Origin of the sequence: Streptomyces sp. NPDC127108 (assembly GCF_042677545.1) — a bacterium.
Lineage (GTDB): Bacteria > Actinomycetota > Actinomycetes > Streptomycetales > Streptomycetaceae > Streptomyces.
In genome coordinates this window covers 1-18,380 of the sequence record NZ_JBHXTE010000039.1, presented here as the reverse complement: position 1 = coordinate 18,380, position 18,380 = coordinate 1, and the positions used below count along the sequence as shown (strand labels likewise).

Here is an 18,380-nt window from a genome sequence, read left to right as displayed (position 1 = left end):
ATGCCGTCCTACTCCTTCGTCCTCAACGGGAAACCGGTCACCGTCGAGGCCCCGGCCGACATGTCGCTGCTGTGGGTGCTGCGCGACCTCCTGAACGTCACCGGCCCCAAGTACGGCTGCGGCGTCGGTGTCTGCCGTGCCTGCACGAGCCACCTGGACGGCGGTGAGATCCAGCCCTGCGTCGTCCCGATAGCCGACTGCGCGGGCCGCGACGTCACCACGATCGAAGGCCTGGCCGACGGCGACAAGCTCCACCCCGTGCAGGAGGCCTGGCTGGAGCGGGACGTCGCGCAGTGCGGCTTCTGCCAGCCGGGCCAGATCATGGCCGCGGTGGCCCTGCTGGAGAGGACCACCCGGCCGACCGACGCCGACATCGACCGGATCGAGAACGTGTGCCGCTGCGGGACCTACTGCCGCGTCCGCGAAGCGATCAAACTGGCCTCGCGGAACAGGTGACGGCCCACCGTCCAGGCGTCCTGACGCCGTCGTGCGGCGCGCACCCGCCGCGGGTCAGGAGGCGTGCGGCGCCCAGCGACGCAGAGCGTCGATCGTTGTCTCCGGTGAGGTGTTGAAACAGAAGCGGACCCCGGGGGCCTGTTCGACCAGCAGATTGATCAACCGCTCGAACAGCACGGTGTGTTCGGCCGCCATGCGCACACCGGCGCCGATCATGGCCAGGTTCACGGATCCCTCGGCCACCGCTGCGCGTACCGTCTTCTCCGCCTCGTCCGGGTCCACGCCGATCCGGCAGTGCGCGGCGTCGAAACCCGCTGCCCGTACGGCCGCGAGGCCCTGCTCGACGCGTGCGGTCAGCGTGGCCTCGTCCAGGCCCGGGTACATGCTGTAGTCGACCGTACTGGGATGGAGCCCGATCACCAGGACCTTTGCCACGTTCACCATTCCTCAGGAGAGACGGAACCACGTCGATCGCAGCCCTCGCCGGTCGGAGCGTCCGGTCCGGGGTGACCAACTGGACGCTTGCGTCTGCGCCTTCAGCGAGGGTTTCGATGCCAGCGTACGGCGCGCGCGCACCGGTGGGGCCGGGCGTGGGCGGCCCCCGGCCCGCACCGATGGCTCATCGACTCCGCAGACCCATCTGCTCCGCTGACTCATCTGCTCCGCTGATTCATCGGCTCCGCACGTCCGCCAGGAGCCTCGCCGTCGCTTCGGGGGCCTCCACCGGGAAGTGGTGGCTGCCCAGGTCGACGAGCACGATGTCGAAGCGGTCCCCGTAGCGGTCGATCGCTTCTCGCGTCACCAGGTCGCGAACGGCAAACACGGTGATGGGCTGCTTCGTCTCGCGGAGCGCCGCGTCCATGTCCCAGCGCACCAGGCCCTCCAAGGCGTGCAGGCCCGCGGGCTGCCGTACCGCGACCATCTTCTCGAAGTAGCCGTCCACGAGCGCCGGGGCGGTCCCGGCCGGCGAACCCGCTTCGACGAGCCCGCGCACCGCCGCGGCGAAGTCGTCGCGGAACACGCCCAGCAGGGCCTGTCCCTGTTCCTCGTGCTGCGCCGGGAACAGGGACAGGTAGTGCAGTCCGTCGAGCGCGACCACGTGCGAGACGGTGCCGGGGAGCAGTCGGCCGACTTCGACGGCGACCGCCGCGCCGAGGGAGTGCCCGGCCACGACGGCCGTGGTCACCGACTCGGCCTCCAGCACCACCGCCACGTCGCGGGCGAACTCCCGCATGGTCCACACCTCTCGCGTCGACCGTGACTCGCCGTGCTCGGCGAGGTCGACGGCCAGCACGCGGTGGGTGTCGTGCAGGTGGCCGGTCACCGCGTCGAAGTCGCCGCGGTCGCACCCCCAGCCGTGGATGAGGACCAGGGTCGGCCCGTCGGCCGGGCCGCTGGCCGTGTAGCGGATCGTCGTGTGGTCGGATCGCTGGACGCCAAGGTGCTTGCTGATTCTGCTGTTTGCGGTCGTCACGGTGTCTGTGTCCTTCTTTCGCACGAGGTCGTTCCGTGTCGGTCGATTGCCGCGGTCCTGGTGCGAGGTGCGGCGGGTGTCGTGGGTCGGTGTCTCACTCCCCCGAGGTCACGACGGTGCGGCGCTGGGACCGCAGTTGGTTCAGGCGCAGGAGGAAGGCGGCGGAGACGATCACGACGATCGTCAGGGCGTAGATCTCGGTGGCGGTCCGCAGGCCCAGGGCGGTGACGGCGATGCCGCCGAGCACGGCGGGCACGCTGTTGCCGAGGTAGCAGATGATGTTCGCCGACGCGAAGAGCGCGCTGCGCTCGTGCGGCCTGGCGATCCGGGCGAAGCTGCCGAACGTGGCGAGGACCGAGGCGCCGAGGCCGACGCCCGCGACGACCGTGCCGACGGCGCAGAGCCAGACGAGGTCCGCCACGATCCCGGCGAGCGCGGTGAGGACGCCGAGCCCGAGCAGCGCCGACGAGGGGGCGAGGAGCACGGACGCGGAACGGGAGCGGAGCGCGGCGACCGTGAGTGCTCCCGTGCCCGCGAGCAGGGTCACGACGACACCACCGACCAGACGGCTGTGCAGCCCCAGCAACTGGGCGGCGACGGACGGGCCGAGGGAGAGGAACAGACCGGCCAGCGCCCAGCCCGCGATCATCGCGGGCACCACCGGGACGATGTCGGCGCGCAGATGCGCGGGCAGTGCGGCCCGTGGACGCAGGGAGGCAACGGCTCCCGGCCTGCGCGGGGAGGTCTCCGGCAGGACGGCGGTGAGCGCCGCCGCCAGGACCATGGCGCCAAGGAGCAGGGCGTAGACGAGACGCGTCGGGGCGGGGCCGAACTCCACCAGGAATCCGGAGCCGATAGCGCCGAGAGCGAGCCCGGTCAGGGGCGCCACGGAGGTCACGACGCCCGCGCGCCCACGGGCATGCGGCGGTTCGAGGTCGACGAGGGTGGCGCTCAGGGTGGTCGTCGCCGCCCCCGTGGCGATGCCCTGGAGCACCCGGGCGGCGGCCAGGACGACCACGTTCCCGGCGCTGAGGAACAAGACGAGCGCGACCATCTCCAGCGCGATCGCCGCAGCGAGCACCGGTCGGCGGCCGAGGTGGTCCGACAGCGCCCCGACGGTGAGCAACGAGCCCAGCAGGCCGACCACGTACAGGGCGAAGACGACGGTCAGCACCCATGCGGAGAAGTGCCACGACCAGCCGCTTCTCCGGCGACATCGTGGTGCCGGACACCGGAAGCCTCCGCGGCGACCTGGAGCGGTACGCGTCCGACCTCGCCAAGGACCTCTGCGCCCCGGACACCCTCGCCCTGGTGCGCGCCACCATCGGCATCGGCGGGGAACAGGGCGCCGCCGCGTGTCGCGGGGAACGACAGGAACAACTCGAAGCCATCCTCGAACGGGAGCGAGCGCGGGGCGGACAGCCCCCGACCCTGGAGCGCACCACGGACGCCGTCCTCGCCCCCCTCTACTACCGGGGCGTGTTCACGGACGAGCCGCTCACCCCCGAATGGACCCGCACCCTCGTGTCGCACCTGTTGCCGAACTGACCCCGTCCCGCGCGCCGCTCACCACAGGAAACCCCTCCGTCCGAAGCACCCGCCGCCCCTCATCCACCGCGAACACCTCACAGCCCGCCCGCGCCGCGGCCCATGCGACGCCCTCCGTCCCCATGGCGAACGCCGCCGTCGCGGTGGCGTCCGCCTCGGTCAGTGACGCGGCCACGACGGTCAGGCTGAGCAGGCCCCGGACCGGGCGGCCGGTGCGGCCGGTGCGGCCGTCGAGGATGTGGTCGCCGCGCTCGTAGCGGGCGGACGTGGCGACCGCGCCGTCCTTGAGGTCCACCACCGCGCACAGCCGGTCGGCGTGTTCGGGGTGGCGCACGCCGACCCGCCACGGCCCGCCGGACGCGACGACGTCACCACCGGCGTTCACGCAGAACCGCGTGGCCCCGGCCGCCGCGAGCAGGTCCGCCGCCTTCTGCACCGACCAGCCCTTGACCACCGCGCAGGGGTCGAGGCCACGCCCGGGAAGGCGGACGTCGAAGGCGCCGCGGGTCGCGACCCGGTAGTCCTCGCACAGCGTGAGGATCTCCAGGAGCTCCGGGCTGATCTCGTCAGTCGGCACCTCGCCCCGGTCCAGGCGGGACACCTCGCTGTCGGGCTTGAACGGGCTGAACCGCGCGTCGACCTGGCGCAGCCACGCGAACACCTCGTCCGCGGCGGCCTCCGGCTCGTCCGCCCCCTCGTCGATGCGCACCGAGACGGGGAAGCCCATGACGTGTTCGACGCGCAGCACGTCAGGCGCCGCCCTTCGCGTCGATCGCGGCCTGCAGCGACTCCTTGTACCCGTCGCTGGTGACGGTCGCGCCGGACACCGTGTCGACGTCGGCGCTCTGCGCGGACAGCGTCTCCTTGATCAGTTTCGGTACGGCGGCCGTGGTCTGCGGGTGGTTGGGCTGCTGGAGCATGCGTACGGAGCTGATCCTGTCGCCCTCGAAGGTCACCTCGACCTGTACGGGGCCCTTCTCCGTGTTGACGGTGGAGCCCTGGACGGGCCTCGCGGCGGTGCCGTCGGAGGACGACGCCGGTGGGGAGGAGGGCGTGGGGGCCGGGGCGGCCTCGGTGGTCGTCGAGCCGAGGGACGGTTCGTAGCGCCACAGCGGGATCACCGCGGCGGCGGTCAGCGCCAGGACGGGCAGTGCTCGCTTCATCGTGTTCCCCCACTCATCCGGCCAGGCTGAAGCGCTCGGCGTGTATCTGCGGCTTGGGCACACCCAGGTCGCCCAGGGTGCGCAGGACGGCGGTGGTCATGCCGGGTGGTCCGCAGACGTAGACGTCCCGGTCGGCCACGTCGGGCACGAGGGTGGCGATATTGCGCGGGGCCAGCTTGTCCGGGGTGGCGGGGCCGGTGATCAGGTGCAGTTCGGCGCCCTTGGCGGCGGCCAGTTCGGTCAGCTCGGCGTAGAGGACCGCGTCCTGGTCGGTGGCCACCCGGTAGATGAGCACGACGTGGCCGTGCAGCTCCTCGAGGAGGGCGCGCACGGGCGTGATGCCGACGCCGCCCGCGATGAGCAGGGTGTCCGGCCGGGTGCGGTGCATCGTGGTGAAGGCGCCGTACGGGCCCTCGGCGAACACCCGCGTGCCCACCTTGAGGTCGCGCAGGGCCGCCGTGCCGTCGCCCGCGGTCTTCGCGGTGAGCCTGAGGTGGGTGCCGTCGGGGGCCGCCGACAGGGAGAAGGGGTTCGCCTGCCACCAGCGGTCCCTGGTCAGGAACCGCCAGAGGAAGAACTGCCCGGCGCGGGCGGGCAGCCGGTCCAGGTCGCGGCCCGAGACGTAGATCGAGACGACGTGGTCGGACTCGGGCACGACGGCCGTCACCCGCAGCCGGTGGCGCAGGTTGCGTCGCAGCGGCAGGACGACGCGGCCCACCAGGACCGCGCCGAGGGCCGCACCCCAGAGCGTGTACCAGTACGCCGTGGCGGTGGCCGAGGCCGTGAAGGTCGAGCCCGCCGCGACCTGGTGGGTGAAGGCGAGCACCACCGCGAGGTAGGTGTAGAGGTGGATGAAGTGCCAGGTCTCGTACGCCAGTCGGCGCCGGGCGTACCGGGCCGAGACCGCGCCGACCACCATGATCAGGGCCATGGCGACGACGGCGCGCAGCACGCCCTCGACGGTCTCCGCCAGATCGACGAGCTGGTCGACCGGGCCCATCGACGAGGCCTGGGCGTAGCCGAGGACGATGAACACGCCGTGCGCGACGAGCAGCCACAGCAGCCCGAAGCCGACCCAGCGGTGCCAGGACGTCAGCCGGTCCATGCCGATGCGGCGGTCGAAGAACGGGAGGCGGGCGACGAGCAGCAGCTGGAAGGCCATCAGGAGCGCGGCGTGGAGACCGGCGAGGCGTCCGAGGACGATGAGGGTGTTCGAGGCGAACCCCGCCTGGACGAAGAACACGGTCACCACGGCGACGTTCGCCGCGAGCAGGGCGTACAGGGCCGCGCGGGCCGCCGCTTTCGGGCGGACCGCCGTCCGGGGTGGTTCGACACGGTGGAGGGTCGTCACGGGCGGCAACTCCTAGATCGGCGCCGGGTCCCTTCGAGCCTGCCTGCGGGGAGCTGTCGTTTTCCTGTCGCTGAACTTTCAAGTGCTTATCGATGTGGCCGCGGGGCCGTGGACGGCTGGGGCGGCCGCGGGTGCGTGTCGCACTATGGGCGGGTGGAAAAAGTGCGCCTTCTCGTCGTGGACGACGACCCGCCCATCGCCGACCTGGTGGCGACGGTCGCCCGCTATGAGGGCTGGGACGCGGTCACCGCCCACACCGGCGAGGAGGCGCTGCGCCGGGCCGCCGAGTTCCAGCCGGACATCGTGGTGCTCGACCTGATGCTGCCCGGCCTGGACGGCTTCGCCGTGCTCGACCGGCTGCGGGCGTCCGGGACGATGGTGCCGGTCGTGTTCCTCACCGCGCGGGACGGCGTCTCCGACCGGGTGGCGGGGCTGACCCGGGGCGGTGACGACTACCTGGTCAAGCCGTTCGCGGTGGAGGAGCTGATGGCCCGCCTGCGGACCGTGCTCCGCCGCAGCGCGGGTCCTGGCTTCCAGCGCTCGGTGCTCCAGGTGTCGGACCTGACGATGGACGAGGACACGCGCGAGGTGCGGCGCGGCGACCGGCTCCTCACCCTCACTCCCACCGAGTACGAGGTCCTTCGCTATCTGATGCGCAAGTCACCGACCGTCCTCACCAAGGCGCAGATCCTCGACCACGTCTGGGAGTACGGCTTCGGGGGCCGCTCGAACGTCGTGGAGCTGGTCGTCAGCCGGCTGCGCCGCAAGCTCGACGAGCCGGACGACGGTGGTGCGGCGCTGATCCACACGGTGCGGGGCGTCGGGTACGTGGTGCGACAGGTCGCCGAGTGATCCGCCGTCTCGCGCGCACGTACCGCAGGATGCGCCTGGGCACCCGGCTCGCGCTGGGCCTCGGCGTGCTCGCGCTCGCCGTGTTCGCCGTCGTCGGCACCGCCCTGTCGACGTACATGCGGGACTATCTGGAGCACCAGCTCAACAGTCAGATGAAGCTGGTCCAGGGCACCCAGGCCAAGGACGCCGAGCGGCACGGAACGGTGGAGCGGCAGCCGTTCTACCGCTGGTACACGGCCGTGTACGACGTCACGGACGACCGGGCCGTGCTGCGCAGGCCCAGCGAGGTGCCGGCGGACGCCGGGAAGCTCACCGCCGTCGCCGAGGTCCAGCGCGACTCGGGGGCGAAGGAGGTGTACCGCACCGCGCACATCGAGGGGCAGGGCGACTACCGGCTGCGTGCCTGTGAGGTCAGCCCCGGCGTCGTCCTGGTCACCGCGGCGCCCCTGGAGGACATCGAGAAAACCATGGACCGGCTCCTCATGGTCCAGATCATCGCGTTCGCGCTCGCCCTGGTCGGCCTCGTGGTCCTGGGCCGTGCCCTGCTGCGGCGCGGACTCAAGCCGCTCAGCGACATGGCGCACACGGCCCGCGGCATCACCTCGCACGACTTCACCGACTCGGCCCGCCTTCCGGTCCGCGTCGACTCCGATACCGGCGGCCCCGAGGTCGGGGAACTGCGCACCGCGTTCAACACCATGCTGGAGCACATCGACGACTCGCTCGCCGTGCGCACCGAGGCGGAGCAGCGGCTGCGCCGGTTCGTGGCGGACGCGTCGCACGAGCTGCGCACGCCCCTGATGTCGGTGCGCGGGTACGCGGACCTGTTCCAGTACGCGGCCGCCAACGAGCCCGCCGAGCGGGACAAGCACCTGGCGCGGCTGCGCGCCGAGGCGGCCAGGATGGGCCTCCTCCTCGACGACCTGCTGCTGCTCGCCCGCCTGGACGCCGCCGACGTGGAGACGCCGCTGCGCCTTCAGGACACGGATCCGGTGGAGCTGGTGAACGAGGCGGCGGACGCGTTCCGCGCGGGTCGGCCGGAGCATCCGCTGACGGTGCGGGTGGACGGTGAGCCGGTGGTGCGCGTGGACGGCGGCCCGGCGGTGCGGGGCGAAGGTGACCCGGCGGTGCGGCTTCGGCTCGATCCCCTCCGCGTCCGTCAGGTCCTGGACAACCTCCTCACCAACGCCGCCGTGCACACCCCCGCGGGCACGCAGGTGTCGCTGACCCTGTCCGTCTCCCCCGAGGCCGTGGTCGTCCAGGTCGCCGACTCCGGCCCGGGCATCCCGGCCGCCGACCAGGAGCGGGTCTTCGACCGCTTCTACCGCGTGGACAAGGCCCGCACCCGCGACCGGGGCGGCAGCGGCCTGGGCCTCGCCGTCGCGCGGTCCCTGATCCGCGCGCACAACGGCAGCATCGACCTGACCAGCCGCCCGGGGTCGACGGTCTTCACGCTCCGGCTCCCTCGCTGACGGCTCCCCCTCGACGGCCCGCCCGCGACGAGGCGCGTACGAGGGCTGACCCGGCGCGGGACCCGCCGACCGGGCCAGGCTTTCGTGCCGGTCCGGCATGGCGGCGGGCCGGTGGCGCGCGGCGCCGTGATGCTTGGGGGCCGGACCAGGCAGGAGAGACCGTGGACGCATCCAGCCCGCACCGCCCCCGAAGCCGGGCGGCCACCGGCACGGGCCGTGCCGTCGCCGCCGAGCCGGGCGTCATCGGCATCGCCCTCGGCGCCGTCCTGACGGTCATGCTCGCGCAGGGTTCGTGGCAGTGGTTCGCCACCTACATCGGTGTGACGCTCCTCGCGGCGCTGTTCTCCCTGTACCGGCTGCCGACGTGGCAACCCGGCCTGCGCTCCGCGTACGTGGCGAACCTGACGGCGTATTCGCTGGTCGTCGGCCTGTGTGCGGCGATCGCCCTGGCCCCGATGCTGCAGCGCTGGTCGTGGCTGTTCCCCATGCCGGGCACGCGCGACCGGTGTCCCGCCCTCGGCACGTACGAGAGCACCCGGACGGAGGCGGCGCTGGCGGGCCTGGCCGACCGCGACGCCGCCGCCCTGGTCCACGCGCAGGACGTCCACAGCCATACGGCCGTCGCCGACTGTCTGTCCGCCACGACGACGCTGTGGCTGCCGGTGTACGCGGCCGCGGTGGCCGTCGTCGTGGCGCTGGTCGCGTGGTCCGTCGACCGCGTCAGGGCGCGGAAGCCCTAGGTGCCCAGGGCGCCTTGGACGAAGCGCCGAAGGTGCGCGCGCACGGCGTCAGGCTGCTCCAACCAGGGCTCGTGCCCCGCGTCCTCGATCCGAGTCAGGGGAAGGTCAAGCCGGAGCGCGAGTGATCGAAGCGCCGACAGCGGACGGGGGTCGTCGGCCCCGCCGAGGAGCTCCGCCCGCGCGGGCAGGCAGGCACGCAGTTCGGCGAGGTGCTGGTCGAGGGGATCCGCGCGCCCGTCCCTGCCGAGTTCGCCGTTCATGGACCAGTTGACGGGGCGGCGGCGCCGGGCACCGTGGGCCGCCCAGTGCCATCCGCGCCCGGGATCGGCGTGGTCGGTGAACCAGGACAGAGTGAGCAGCTCGACCTCTTGCTCCTCGGTGCGGTGCGGCAGCTTCTCCAACGCGCGGAGCCGGTCCTGCTGGGCCTCGGTCATGCGGCGGCCGCGCTCCGCTCGGTACTCGGCCTTCCAGTCCCCGGTGAACGGCCCGCACATCAGCATGACCGCGGCAACCCGGTCGGAGTGTCTCAGGCAGAACCGGCTCGCCAGATCGGTGCCGTAGGAGTGCCCGATGAGCACGGCCCTGGGCACGTCCCACGCGTCGAGCAGCTCGGCGAGATCGTCGACGTGCCGGGCGAGGGTATGGGGGCCTCGCCACGGGGAACGGCCCGTGCCGCGCTGGTCGTACCGGTACACCGGCGCGAGGTCCGCGATCATGGGGGCGACATCGCCCAGATAGTCCGGCAGCCCCGGGCCGCCATGGAGCAGGATCACGGCCGGCTTCCGGGCCGTGTCTCCCAGCGCCGTCCAGCACAACTGCGCGTCGTCGGGCATCGATGCGAGGCCCTGCGTCTCTGTCAACGTCACCGCGAAGAACCTACCGGCGACGCAGAGGCGCCGCCGTCTGACCCGCCGCCCGCACGCGCCCTGAGCCGTGTGCGTACCCGACCTGATCGGGCACAGGATGTCGGGTCGGGCCGGGTGCCCGCCGCCTAGCGTGGTGATCACGAAAGAGGAAGGGGACCGGGAGTGCTGGAACGTCTCAACCAGAGCCTGGAGCAGATCGAGCGGCGTCTCGACCAGGACGTCGACGTGGCAGAGCTGGCGCGGATCGCGGCCACCTCGGAGTACCACCTGCGCCGGATGTTCTCCGCGCTGGCGGGCATGCCGCTGTCGGAGTACGTACGACGCCGTCGGCTCACCGTCGCGGGCGGCGAGGTGCTCGCCGGGCGTGAGTCCCTGCTGGAGATCGCGGTGCGCTACGGCTACGGCTCGGGCGAGGCGTTCGCCCGGGCGTTCCGCGCCATGCACGGGGTCGGTCCCGCCGAGGCCCGGCGTACCGGCGCGGCGCTCGTCTCCCAGCCCCGGTTGACCTTCCGCCTCACCGTCGAAGGGAGCAGCAGCATGCGTTATCGCGTCGTGGACAAGCCGGACTTCAGCGTCGTCGGCCTCAAGGCCCGGGTGCCTTTGGTGCACACGGGGCCGAACCAGGCGATCATCGACTTCGTCCGGGGGATCGCCCCGGGGACCCTGGAGCGTCTGGAGAAGCTGTCGGACCAGGAGCCGCAGGGCACCGTCGCGGTCTGCGACGACCTGGACCCGAGCCGCGCCGAAGGCACGGAGCTCGACTACTACCAGGGGGTGATCACGTCCGCTCCCGCCCCCGAAGGCACCACGGTCCTCCCGGTGCCCGCCGGTACGTGGGCGGTCTTCACCACCAGCGGACCCGCTCCGGAGGCCATCCAGGAGCTGTGGCGGGACGTCTTCACCCAGTGGTTCCCGTCCAACCCCTACCGCAGCCGCCCCGGCCCCGAGATCCTGCGCACCCGCATGTCCCCGGACAACACCGAGGCCGACGCGGAGCTGTGGCTCCCGGTGGAACGGGAACAGGGCTGACCCGGGCCCACGTCGGCGCTCCGTCCCGGTCCCTGTGGACCGCTACGGGACGGGCCGCCGACGTGGGCCGTTCTCGGCTCAACTACTCTCGGCGCCGATGACGTTCACGCTGTGATCCGGCCGACCACGGCCCCATCGCCTCTCGGGAGACGCCGCACATGAACACGCCACCATCGCCGCGGGGAGCACACCACGCCGACGACTCCGCCGTCCGCATCGGCGCTCTCGTTCCGCTGACGCGGCCAGGATGGGCCGGGGCAGGTCAGCACCTGCTCGCCGGGCTCGAGTTGGCCGTGCGAGAGGTCAATGACGCCGGTGGGATCGGCGGAAAGCCGCTGGAGTTGCTGGTGCGGGACACTGCGGCCGACCCGCAGCGGGCCGAGGCGGCCGTCGATGAGCTGGCCCGTCTCGGCGTGGCCGCGTTGGCGGGGGAATACCACAGCGTCGTCGCGCGGACCGCCGCTGCCCGGGCCGACGCCCTCGGCCTGCCGTTCCTCTGCTCGTCGGGGGTTCTCGACGCGCTCACCGAGGAGCCGACGGACTGGGTCGCGCGCCTGGCCCCCGCACAGTCCCACGGCTGGCGGATCTACGCGGACTTCCTGCTCGGCGCGGGCCACAGCCGGATAGCCGTGGCCGCGGATCCGAGCGTGTACTGGGCGTCCGGGACCCGCATCCTGCGGGACCACCTCGCTCCTCGCGGCGGCAGCGTCGTCGAACTCGACATGCGGGCCCTCTCCCCCGCGGAGTTGTGCGACGAACTCGTCACCACGGGGGCGACGGCCCTTCTCCTGCTGGTCGGCCACCCTGATCCGGCCGTGCCGATCGTCAAGGCGGTCCGCCACGACCAGCGCCTCGGCGACCTCTTGATCGGTGCTCCGGCCGGGCAGCCGGAGCTCGCCGACTGGGCGTCGAAGCTGGGCGCCGACGGCACCGCGGTCCCGTTCCTGCGCTACCTGCCCGAGCACCTCACCCCGCTCGGCGCACGCGTCGAGTCGGCCCTCCGCGAGCGCCTGGCCGCGGCGCCTTCCTTCGTCGCCTTCGAGGGCTACGACACGATCGCCGTCCTCGCCGAGGTGCTGCGTTCCCACGGGGTGGACCGGGCGGGCATCGCCGGGGCGTGGCCGCGCGTCGCGGTCGAAGGCACCCGTGGGCAGATCCGGTTCTCCCGTACGCCGGGGATCGGTGTGTGGCAGTGGGCCTGGCCTCCGGTCCAGGTCGTCGACCGGGACCCGGCGCAGCCGGATCGCTATCGGGTCCTGCACGTCGGCTGAGCGGGGCGGGGCGGGCCGAGGGGGCGCGGCAGGCGGACCGTTGTGCGGGGCGTGAGGTTACGGTCGTCGCATGACTGACGATTCACTGCGCTCCGTCTCCCTCGAGCGGTCCGGCCCCGGCCGGTTCACCGCGACCAACGCCCGCGGCGGCACGATCACCTTCGGCACCGGCTCCGGGACCGGCTTCACGCCGGTCGAGCTCTTCCTCGCCGCGATCGGCGGCTGCACCGCGGCCGACGTGGAGGTCGCCACGAGTCGGCACACGGATCCGACCGTCTTCTCCGTCACCGTGACCGGCAACAAGGTCGAGGACGAGGGCGGCAACCGAATGTCGGACCTCGACGTCGCCTTCACCGTCACGTTCCCGGACGGTCCGTCAGGGGACCGCGCCCGCGCGATCCTTCCCCGCGCGGTGAAGACCTCGCACGACCGGCTCTGCACGGTCAGCCGCACCATCGAGGCGGGCACACCGGTCAGCGCGACCGTGTCCGGCGCGGCCGACGGGGCCTGACGCCGGGCGGGCGGTGCTGCGGGCGCGGACGGGACTCCCGGTCCTGACCCCCACGCGAATGTTATGGGTACATGACAGTATGCGCGGGGCTCGCGCGGACCTACGGTGCTGGACGGACGCAGGCGACGGGCAGTGACGGGCAGCTCAGCTCCCGTCGCCTGCGCACCCCCCACCCACGCTCGCTTCGAGAAGAGGTTCTCGTGAGCCGCAGAATCTCCGCCCGCCTGCTGACGGCCTGCCTCGTCCTGGCCCTGGGTTCGGGCACCGTGGCCGCCTCCGGTCCCGGTCCGGCCGCCCCCTCCGACCGGACCGGGCAGAGCCGCGCCCCCGATCCCTACTGCTACGACGAGCCGTCGCAGCCGAACGCCGATCTGAGCGACCTCAAGGCCTCCTTCAACTCCTCGAACTGGATGCGGACCCTCCAGGCCATGTACAAGCGGCGCTGGCCGAGCGGGGAGGCCCTTGCGATCGCCCAGGCCAACGACAAGTACTGGGACCAGTTCGTGGACAAGCGGAGCTTCGACGGGTTCGCCGAGTCGATGATGGTGGCGATCCACGAGGAGACCCACATGTGGGACCTCGACCCGTCCCGGACCCGGTGGGACGTCCACAGCGCGGCGTGGATCAACGCCGGTCAGCAGGCGCTGACGGTGCCCCTGCACGGCGGCTTCCCGCGCAAGGAGATCCTGCCGCTGATCAAGGACACCCTCAGCTCCTCCATGGACGACATCTACCTGCGGGACCAGCAGCAGGGCTCGTACCGTCTCCAAGGAGTGCTCGCGGAGCAGAACGCCGGGCTCACCGGACTGCCCGCGGTGACGGTGCTCCAGGAGTTCATCAAGGGCGTCGGGGCCAGCAATGCCCGGGACATCGCCGCCACCAACCTGCGGTATCTGCTGCTCTACCTGCGCGTCGCCAAGGACAAGCACCCCGACTACTGGGCCAGGATCAAGGCCGAGCCGAAGCTCCGCGATCTGGTCCTGACCCAGTTCCTGCGGACGGCCTACTGGTTGGAGAAGTCCGCGCCCTACACCGGCAAGCTGGGCAGCAAGGACGCCGACAGGATCACCGCGACGAACTACGCCCCGGAGAACATCGCCGTCCTGGAGGAGTTCACCGGCCGCAAGGTGCGCCTGGACGCGCAGAAGCACTGCACCGTGGCACGGCGATAGCGCTGCCGCACCGGTCGTTCCGGGCGGGCCGCTCACAGATCAGCGGTGATGATCTTCTCGATGTTGCGTTCGGCGAGCGCCGTGATGGTGACGAACGGGTTGACGCTCGTATTGCCGGGGATCAGGGCGCCGTCGATGACGTAGAGCCCCGGATGGCCGTGCAGGCGGCCGTAGTTGTCGGTGGCCTTGTCGAGGACCGCACCACCGAGGGGGTGGTACGTGAGGTGGTCCCCCCAGATCTTGTACGTGCCGAAGAGGTCGGTGCGGTAGATCGTCCCCTCCTTGGCGTTGATCTTGTCGAAGATCGTCTTGGCGGCGTCGATGGACGGCTGCTTCCAGGCGGTCTGCCAGTCGAGTTCGGCGCGGCCCGCCGCCGCGTTCCAGGTGAACTGGGCGCGGTGCGGGTTCCTGGTGATCGACAGGTAGAACGAGGCGTACGTCTCGATCCCGGTCGGCAGCGGCGCCACCTCGGCGAAGGCCCCGCCCGCGGCCCAGTTGTCGATGCCCGCGGTGGGGATGGCCGACTGGAGGCTCCCGGTCGGGTCCCACAAGTGGTTGGCGCGCCCGCACATGACGTTGCCGTTGTCGCCCCAGCCCTTGCCGACCTCGCCGTTGAGGCGCGGCAGTGCCCCGGTGGCCCGTAGCTTCACCAGGAGCTTGCTGGTTCCGACGCTGCCCGCGGCGAAGAACACCTTGTCGGCCGTCATGGCCTTGGTGGTGACGGTGTCGCCGGTGGTGTTGATCTGGTCGACCGTCACCGTGTAGCCGCCCCCGGCCGCCGGGGTCACCGAAGTGACCTTGTGCAGCGGGGAGATGGTGACGCGGCCGGTCGCCCGCGCGCGGGCGAGGTAGGTCTGCTGCAGCGACTTCTTGCCGTGGTTGTTGCCGTAGAGGATCTCCCCCGCGAGCGCCGACTTGGGGGCGGTGCCCGCGGCCTCCCGCTTCATGTAGTCCCAGTCGTACACGTCGGGCACGAACACGAACGGGAAGCCGGAGCGCTGGGCGTGCTTGCGGCCGACGCGGGCGTACTTGTAGCACTCGGCCGTCTCGAACCAGGCCGGGTCGATGACGCTCACGCCGAGTCCCGCGTTGGCGCGCGGGTAGTACGTGCCGTACATCTCCCCCGCGTCGACCGAGGGCAGGACCGCGGCGAAGTTCTCTCGTTTCGGCGTGACCGCCATGCCGCCGTTGACCAGGGAACCGCCGCCCACGCCGCGGCCCTGGTAGACGATGATGCCGCCGAACTCCTCGGCGTCCAGGATGCCGGTGTGGCGCGGGACGTCCTTGTCGATGGGGAAGCCGAGGAAGTTGCTCAGCGGCTGCTTGGTCCTGGTGCGCAGCCAGTAGGAACGGGCGTCCGGGCTCGTGGTGTTGGCGAAGATCTTGCCGTCGGAGCCCGGGGTGTCCCAGGCCATGCCCATCTCCAGCATGTGCACGTCGACGCCCGCCTCGGCGAGCCGCAGGGCGGCGACAGCGCCCCCGTATCCGGTGCCGATCACCAGTACGGGGACGCCGGCGCCGTCGACCGCCCGGGCCGCAGGGGCCCCGGCAGCGAGCGCCGCGGTACCCAAAATAGAACTCGTTCCAACAATGAATCTTCGACGTGACAGACCATCAGATGCCTTGCCACGCAAGGATGTACCACTCATGTGATCTTCCTCACTCTTGGCCGAATCAGAACGAGTTCTACTGCTGGCCACATGGGAAGTCACGGCATACCTAAAAGTAACTTCTGTCCGATCTTGCACCTTCTTTACTCAGTGGTCGCCTTCGACAATCGCGGTGACCTGGATCTCGACCCGCATCTTCGGCGCCCCGAGCGCCGCGACCCCCAGCTCGGTCCAGATCGGCGCACGGTCACCCATGTGCTTGCGGAACTGCTCGACCATGATGCGAGTGGTGGCCTCGCCGACCTCCTCGGCCGACTCGGGGATGTGGTACGAGTTCACGGCGATGACGTCCCGCCAGGTGGCTCCGGCCGTATTGAGGGTGCGCTCGACGTTCTCGAAGGCCTGGACGATCTCGTCCTCGAGGACCTCCGGGAAGTTCAGGTCCTCGTCCCAGCCGCCCTGGCCTGAGATCTCGACCCTGTCACCGATGCGGACCGCCTGGCTGTAGCGCCTGGCGGCGAGCATCGTCTCGCCGTATCCGGGGGTCGCGAAGAACTCGGGCTTGCTCATGATGATCCTCCCATTGACTTCAAGCGTGAAGTAAACGTACCACAGATTCACTTCATGCGTGAAGTGACTACCGTTCGGTATCGTGCGGTCATGACCACCCGCGCGAACCCGGACCCCGGCAAGGACGCCACCGAGGGCGCCACTGACGACGCGCTGTGGCTGTCCGCCCCGGAGAAGGAGGCCTGGACCGGCCTCGTCTCGTTGGTCCTGCTGCTCCCGGGGCGCCTCGAGTCGCCGCTGCAGCAGGAGGCGGGCCTGACCCTCTTCGAGTACCTGACCCTGAGTCAGATCTCGGAGGCCCCCGAGCGCCGCCTCCGGATGAGCGAGCTGGCCTATCTCGCCAACGGCTCCCTGTCACGCCTGTCCAACGTCGTCAAGCGGTTCGAGAAGCGTGGCTGGATGGAGCGGTGGGCCGACCCCGACGACGGCCGCTACACCATCGCCGCCTTGACGGACGCCGGGTACGACGTGGTCGTCGCCGCCGCCCCCACCCATGTCCGCTCGGTGCGCCAGCTGGTGCTCGACCAGCTCACCCCCGCCGACCAGCAGGCGCTCGCCCGGATCGCCGAGAAGCTGCGGGTGCGCCCGGCCGATCTGGCCTAGCACGTCACCGCACCGCGGGCCGCCCCGAACGGGCACGGCGCAGGGCGAGGACGAGCGCCGCCCCGGCGGCGACGATCAGCCCCACGAAGCCGGGGTGAATGTCCTTCGACAGGCTCTCTGCGCCGTCGGGCCGCACCAGCCAGATCGTGAGCGGGATCGCGAAGGAGACGGCCAGGAGGGCGGCAGCGGCGCGGACCGCCCGGTCGCGGACGCGGGTGAAGGCGCCGACCAGGGCGATGACGACGGGCACGCCCGAGATCAGGGCGAACTGCCCCAGGACCATGATCGGGACCGCCCAGGCGGAGATGGTCACCGCTCGCGGGATGCGGTGACCCGTCGTCGCGGGTGAGGCGGTGGAGGCGGGGGTGGAGGTGGAGGTGGAAGCCGACATGACGTTCTCCTCGTGAAGGGGGGCGGGCGAAGTCAGAAGCGCGGATCAGGAGCACGGGCCGGAAGCGCACGGTCGACCGTGCCGCGTCGCCCGGGAATTAGTAACCTTGCCGTTCGTTATAAGTTCTAACGCTCGTGAGCGCGCATCGTCAATAGCTTCAGTGATAGCCTCTAACTAATTCTTGAAGGCGTCGCAGCGGCGTAGGGCGAGAGAGGTGGCTGGGCCATGGCGGACACGGGGACGAAGAGCCCGCGCGAGCGGTACCGCACACAGGTGCGGACCGAGATCAAGGACCACGCGTGGGAGCAGATCGCCTCGGCGGGGGCGTCCGCGCTCTCCCTCAACGCGATCGCCAAGCAGATGGGCATGAGCGGGCCCGCGCTGTACCGGTACTACGCCAACCGCGACGAGCTGATCACCGAACTCATCAGGGACGCCTACCGCAGCCTCGCCGACACCTTCCACGCGACCGCCGCCCCCGGAGCCGACCTCGCCGCGCTCGCGCACGCCCTGCGCCGGTGGGCGCTGGCCGACCCCCAGCGGTACTTCCTCCTCTACGGCACGCCCGTCCCCGGCTACCACGCACCCGACGACACCACCGCCATCTCGTCCGAGATCATGACGACGCTGCTCGACGCCTGCGCCGCACTCCCCTCGGAACCGGTGTCGGAACAGCCCTCTGGTCCGCCCTCCCCACAGCCCGCGGACAGCCCCGCGACCGCGTTCACCGCCCACCTCGCGGCCCACCGCCAGTGGGCGGGCGACCATCCCGCCCCGCCCGCCGTCCTCCACCGGGCCCTGACCTTCTGGACCCGGCTGCACGGCGTCCTGTCCCTGGAACTCGCCGGGCACTTCACGGGGATGGGCTTCGACGCCGAGCAGCTCTACGCGGCCGAGCTCGACGGCCTGCTCGCCGACGTCGGCGGACCGCCCACCGGGCGCTGACGGACCGACGCGGCTCCGAGCCCCGCAGCCCCGGTTCCAGACCCTGAAACCCTTCTGAAACCACGTTGAATGCGGCCTGCCGCAGCCTCTGCGGCATGACGACCACGACAACGCGCTCACTCGCCATCTCGGCCAAGGGGCTGCGCAAGGCCTACGGGGACAAGACGGTCCTCGACGGCATCGACCTGGCGGTGCCGGGCGGCACCGTCTTCGCCCTGCTCGGCCCGAACGGCGCCGGCAAGACCACCGCCGTCAAGATCCTCTCCACCCTCGTCACCGCCGACCACGGTGACCTGCGGGGGGGCGGGCCCGCCCACGCCCGACACACCCCGGCGGCCAGCGGCCCGGACCGCCGC

Annotated in this window: 22 protein-coding genes; 12 read left to right on the top strand and 10 right to left on the bottom strand. The window is 71.5% G+C overall.

Features of this window, described 5'->3' with window-relative positions; genetic code table 11:
- Window positions 1–456, top strand: a complete 456-nt coding sequence (locus ACFVHO_RS28950) for a (2Fe-2S)-binding protein (RefSeq protein ID WP_385720758.1) — start codon at window positions 1–3, stop codon at window positions 454–456.
- Window positions 457–510: 54 nt separating this feature from the next.
- Here ACFVHO_RS28950 and ACFVHO_RS28945 read toward each other — a convergent pair whose 3' ends face one another.
- From ACFVHO_RS28945 to ACFVHO_RS28935, 3 genes are all read right to left on the bottom strand, one after another.
- Complete coding sequence (locus ACFVHO_RS28945) at window positions 511–891, bottom strand: hypothetical protein (protein WP_385720756.1); 381 nt, start codon at window positions 889–891, stop codon at window positions 511–513.
- 235 nt (window positions 892–1,126) lie between these two features.
- Window positions 1,127–1,930, bottom strand: coding sequence for an alpha/beta fold hydrolase (locus ACFVHO_RS28940; RefSeq protein WP_385720754.1), 804 nt, complete (start codon window positions 1,928–1,930; stop codon window positions 1,127–1,129).
- A 94-nt stretch (window positions 1,931–2,024) separates the two neighbouring features.
- A complete protein-coding gene (locus tag ACFVHO_RS28935; protein WP_385720751.1) occupies window positions 2,025–3,104 on the bottom strand; it encodes an MFS transporter in 1,080 nt (359 codons plus the stop codon).
- Window positions 3,105–3,106: 2 nt separating this feature from the next.
- Here ACFVHO_RS28935 and ACFVHO_RS28930 point away from each other — a divergent pair, with 2 nt between their 5' ends.
- Window positions 3,107–3,478 carry a TetR-like C-terminal domain-containing protein gene (locus ACFVHO_RS28930; RefSeq protein WP_385720749.1) on the top strand — a complete coding sequence of 124 codons (372 nt, stop codon included), beginning with the start codon at window positions 3,107–3,109 and terminating at the stop codon, window positions 3,476–3,478.
- On the opposite strand, the gene ACFVHO_RS28925 is transcribed toward ACFVHO_RS28930, so the two are convergent.
- The 3 genes from ACFVHO_RS28925 to ACFVHO_RS28915 are packed head-to-tail and all read right to left on the bottom strand — an operon-like array spanning window position 3,429 to window position 5,992.
- Window positions 3,429–4,226 carry an FAD:protein FMN transferase gene (locus ACFVHO_RS28925; RefSeq protein ID WP_385720745.1) on the bottom strand — a complete coding sequence of 266 codons (798 nt, stop codon included), beginning with the start codon at window positions 4,224–4,226 and terminating at the stop codon, window positions 3,429–3,431. The genes ACFVHO_RS28930 and ACFVHO_RS28925 overlap by 50 nt on opposite strands.
- Window position 4,227: 1 nt before the next feature.
- A complete protein-coding gene (locus ACFVHO_RS28920; protein ID WP_385720742.1) occupies window positions 4,228–4,641 on the bottom strand; it encodes an FMN-binding protein in 414 nt (137 codons plus the stop codon).
- A gap of 13 nt (window positions 4,642–4,654) precedes the next feature.
- Window positions 4,655–5,992: a ferric reductase-like transmembrane domain-containing protein gene (locus ACFVHO_RS28915; RefSeq protein ID WP_385720739.1), complete on the bottom strand. Its 1,338-nt coding sequence runs from the start codon at window positions 5,990–5,992 to the stop codon at window positions 4,655–4,657.
- 153 nt (window positions 5,993–6,145) lie between these two features.
- Here ACFVHO_RS28915 and ACFVHO_RS28910 point away from each other — a divergent pair, with 153 nt between their 5' ends.
- The 3 genes from ACFVHO_RS28910 (at window position 6,146) to ACFVHO_RS28900 (ending at window position 9,056) form a co-directional block, all read left to right on the top strand.
- Window positions 6,146–6,844, top strand: coding sequence for a response regulator transcription factor (locus ACFVHO_RS28910; RefSeq protein WP_385720736.1), 699 nt, complete (start codon window positions 6,146–6,148; stop codon window positions 6,842–6,844).
- On the top strand, window positions 6,841–8,316 hold the full coding sequence (locus tag ACFVHO_RS28905; RefSeq protein ID WP_385720734.1) for a sensor histidine kinase: 1,476 nt from the start codon (window positions 6,841–6,843) through the stop codon (window positions 8,314–8,316). The genes ACFVHO_RS28910 and ACFVHO_RS28905 overlap by 4 nt, the downstream gene beginning before the upstream one ends.
- A gap of 161 nt (window positions 8,317–8,477) precedes the next feature.
- Window positions 8,478–9,056, top strand: a complete 579-nt coding sequence (locus ACFVHO_RS28900) for a hypothetical protein (protein ID WP_385720731.1) — start codon at window positions 8,478–8,480, stop codon at window positions 9,054–9,056.
- Here ACFVHO_RS28900 and ACFVHO_RS28895 read toward each other — a convergent pair.
- Window positions 9,053–9,922: an alpha/beta fold hydrolase gene (locus ACFVHO_RS28895; protein ID WP_385720728.1), complete on the bottom strand. Its 870-nt coding sequence runs from the start codon at window positions 9,920–9,922 to the stop codon at window positions 9,053–9,055. The genes ACFVHO_RS28900 and ACFVHO_RS28895 overlap by 4 nt on opposite strands.
- Before the next feature lie 162 nt (window positions 9,923–10,084).
- On the opposite strand from ACFVHO_RS28895, the gene ACFVHO_RS28890 reads away from it, so the two are divergent.
- The 4 genes from ACFVHO_RS28890 to ACFVHO_RS28875 all read left to right on the top strand — a co-directional run bounded on the left by ACFVHO_RS28890 (window position 10,085) and on the right by ACFVHO_RS28875 (window position 13,905).
- Window positions 10,085–10,951 (top strand): GyrI-like domain-containing protein, encoded by an 867-nt coding sequence (locus ACFVHO_RS28890; protein WP_385720726.1) that lies wholly within the window; start codon window positions 10,085–10,087, stop codon window positions 10,949–10,951.
- Between the two features lie 158 nt (window positions 10,952–11,109).
- The gene (locus ACFVHO_RS28885) at window positions 11,110–12,222 is read left to right on the top strand and encodes an ABC transporter substrate-binding protein (protein ID WP_385720723.1); all 1,113 of its coding nucleotides are present in this window, start codon (window positions 11,110–11,112) and stop codon (window positions 12,220–12,222) included.
- Between the two features lie 70 nt (window positions 12,223–12,292).
- On the top strand, window positions 12,293–12,733 hold the full coding sequence (locus ACFVHO_RS28880) for an OsmC family protein (protein WP_385720720.1): 441 nt from the start codon (window positions 12,293–12,295) through the stop codon (window positions 12,731–12,733).
- A 200-nt stretch (window positions 12,734–12,933) separates the two neighbouring features.
- Window positions 12,934–13,905: a hypothetical protein gene (locus tag ACFVHO_RS28875; RefSeq protein ID WP_385720717.1), complete on the top strand. Its 972-nt coding sequence runs from the start codon at window positions 12,934–12,936 to the stop codon at window positions 13,903–13,905.
- Window positions 13,906–13,937: 32 nt separating this feature from the next.
- Here ACFVHO_RS28875 and ACFVHO_RS28870 read toward each other — a convergent pair whose 3' ends face one another.
- Window positions 13,938–15,554, bottom strand: coding sequence for a GMC oxidoreductase (locus ACFVHO_RS28870; protein WP_385720714.1), 1,617 nt, complete (start codon window positions 15,552–15,554; stop codon window positions 13,938–13,940).
- 108 nt (window positions 15,555–15,662) lie between these two features.
- Entirely contained in the window at window positions 15,663–16,085 is a 423-nt protein-coding gene (locus ACFVHO_RS28865) for a Rid family hydrolase (RefSeq protein WP_385720711.1), read from the bottom strand.
- Between the two features lie 90 nt (window positions 16,086–16,175).
- Here ACFVHO_RS28865 and ACFVHO_RS28860 point away from each other — a divergent pair, with 90 nt between their 5' ends.
- Window positions 16,176–16,688 carry a MarR family winged helix-turn-helix transcriptional regulator gene (locus tag ACFVHO_RS28860; RefSeq protein WP_385720709.1) on the top strand — a complete coding sequence of 171 codons (513 nt, stop codon included), beginning with the start codon at window positions 16,176–16,178 and terminating at the stop codon, window positions 16,686–16,688.
- A 4-nt stretch (window positions 16,689–16,692) separates the two neighbouring features.
- Here the strand turns inward: ACFVHO_RS28860 and ACFVHO_RS28855 are convergent, their stop codons facing one another.
- Complete coding sequence (locus tag ACFVHO_RS28855) at window positions 16,693–17,079, bottom strand: hypothetical protein (RefSeq protein ID WP_385720706.1); 387 nt, start codon at window positions 17,077–17,079, stop codon at window positions 16,693–16,695.
- 225 nt (window positions 17,080–17,304) lie between these two features.
- Here ACFVHO_RS28855 and ACFVHO_RS28850 point away from each other — a divergent pair, with 225 nt between their 5' ends.
- Window positions 17,305–18,024, top strand: coding sequence for a TetR/AcrR family transcriptional regulator (locus tag ACFVHO_RS28850; RefSeq protein WP_385720703.1), 720 nt, complete (start codon window positions 17,305–17,307; stop codon window positions 18,022–18,024).
- A 95-nt stretch (window positions 18,025–18,119) separates the two neighbouring features.
- A partial coding sequence (locus ACFVHO_RS28845; RefSeq protein ID WP_385720700.1) for an ATP-binding cassette domain-containing protein occupies window positions 18,120–18,380 on the top strand: 261 nt, incomplete at its 3' end.

Bases quoted from the DNA above. Each gene is read 5' to 3' on its own strand.
- ACFVHO_RS28850 (WP_385720703.1), top strand. From the start codon at position 17,305: ATGGCGGACACGGGGACGAAGAGCCCGCGCGAGCGGTACCGCACACAG.
- ACFVHO_RS28920 (WP_385720742.1), bottom strand. From the start codon at position 4,641: ATGAAGCGAGCACTGCCCGTCCTGGCGCTGACCGCCGCCGCGGTGATC.
- ACFVHO_RS28865 (WP_385720711.1), bottom strand. From the start codon at position 16,085: ATGAGCAAGCCCGAGTTCTTCGCGACCCCCGGATACGGCGAGACGATG.
- ACFVHO_RS28885 (WP_385720723.1), top strand. From the start codon at position 11,110: ATGAACACGCCACCATCGCCGCGGGGAGCACACCACGCCGACGACTCC.
- ACFVHO_RS28870 (WP_385720714.1), bottom strand. From the start codon at position 15,554: ATGAGTGGTACATCCTTGCGTGGCAAGGCATCTGATGGTCTGTCACGT.
- ACFVHO_RS28930 (WP_385720749.1), top strand. From the start codon at position 3,107: ATGCGGAGAAGTGCCACGACCAGCCGCTTCTCCGGCGACATCGTGGTG.
- ACFVHO_RS28950 (WP_385720758.1), top strand. From the start codon at position 1: ATGCCGTCCTACTCCTTCGTCCTCAACGGGAAACCGGTCACCGTCGAG.
- ACFVHO_RS28880 (WP_385720720.1), top strand. From the start codon at position 12,293: ATGACTGACGATTCACTGCGCTCCGTCTCCCTCGAGCGGTCCGGCCCC.
- ACFVHO_RS28860 (WP_385720709.1), top strand. From the start codon at position 16,176: ATGACCACCCGCGCGAACCCGGACCCCGGCAAGGACGCCACCGAGGGC.
- ACFVHO_RS28855 (WP_385720706.1), bottom strand. From the start codon at position 17,079: ATGTCGGCTTCCACCTCCACCTCCACCCCCGCCTCCACCGCCTCACCC.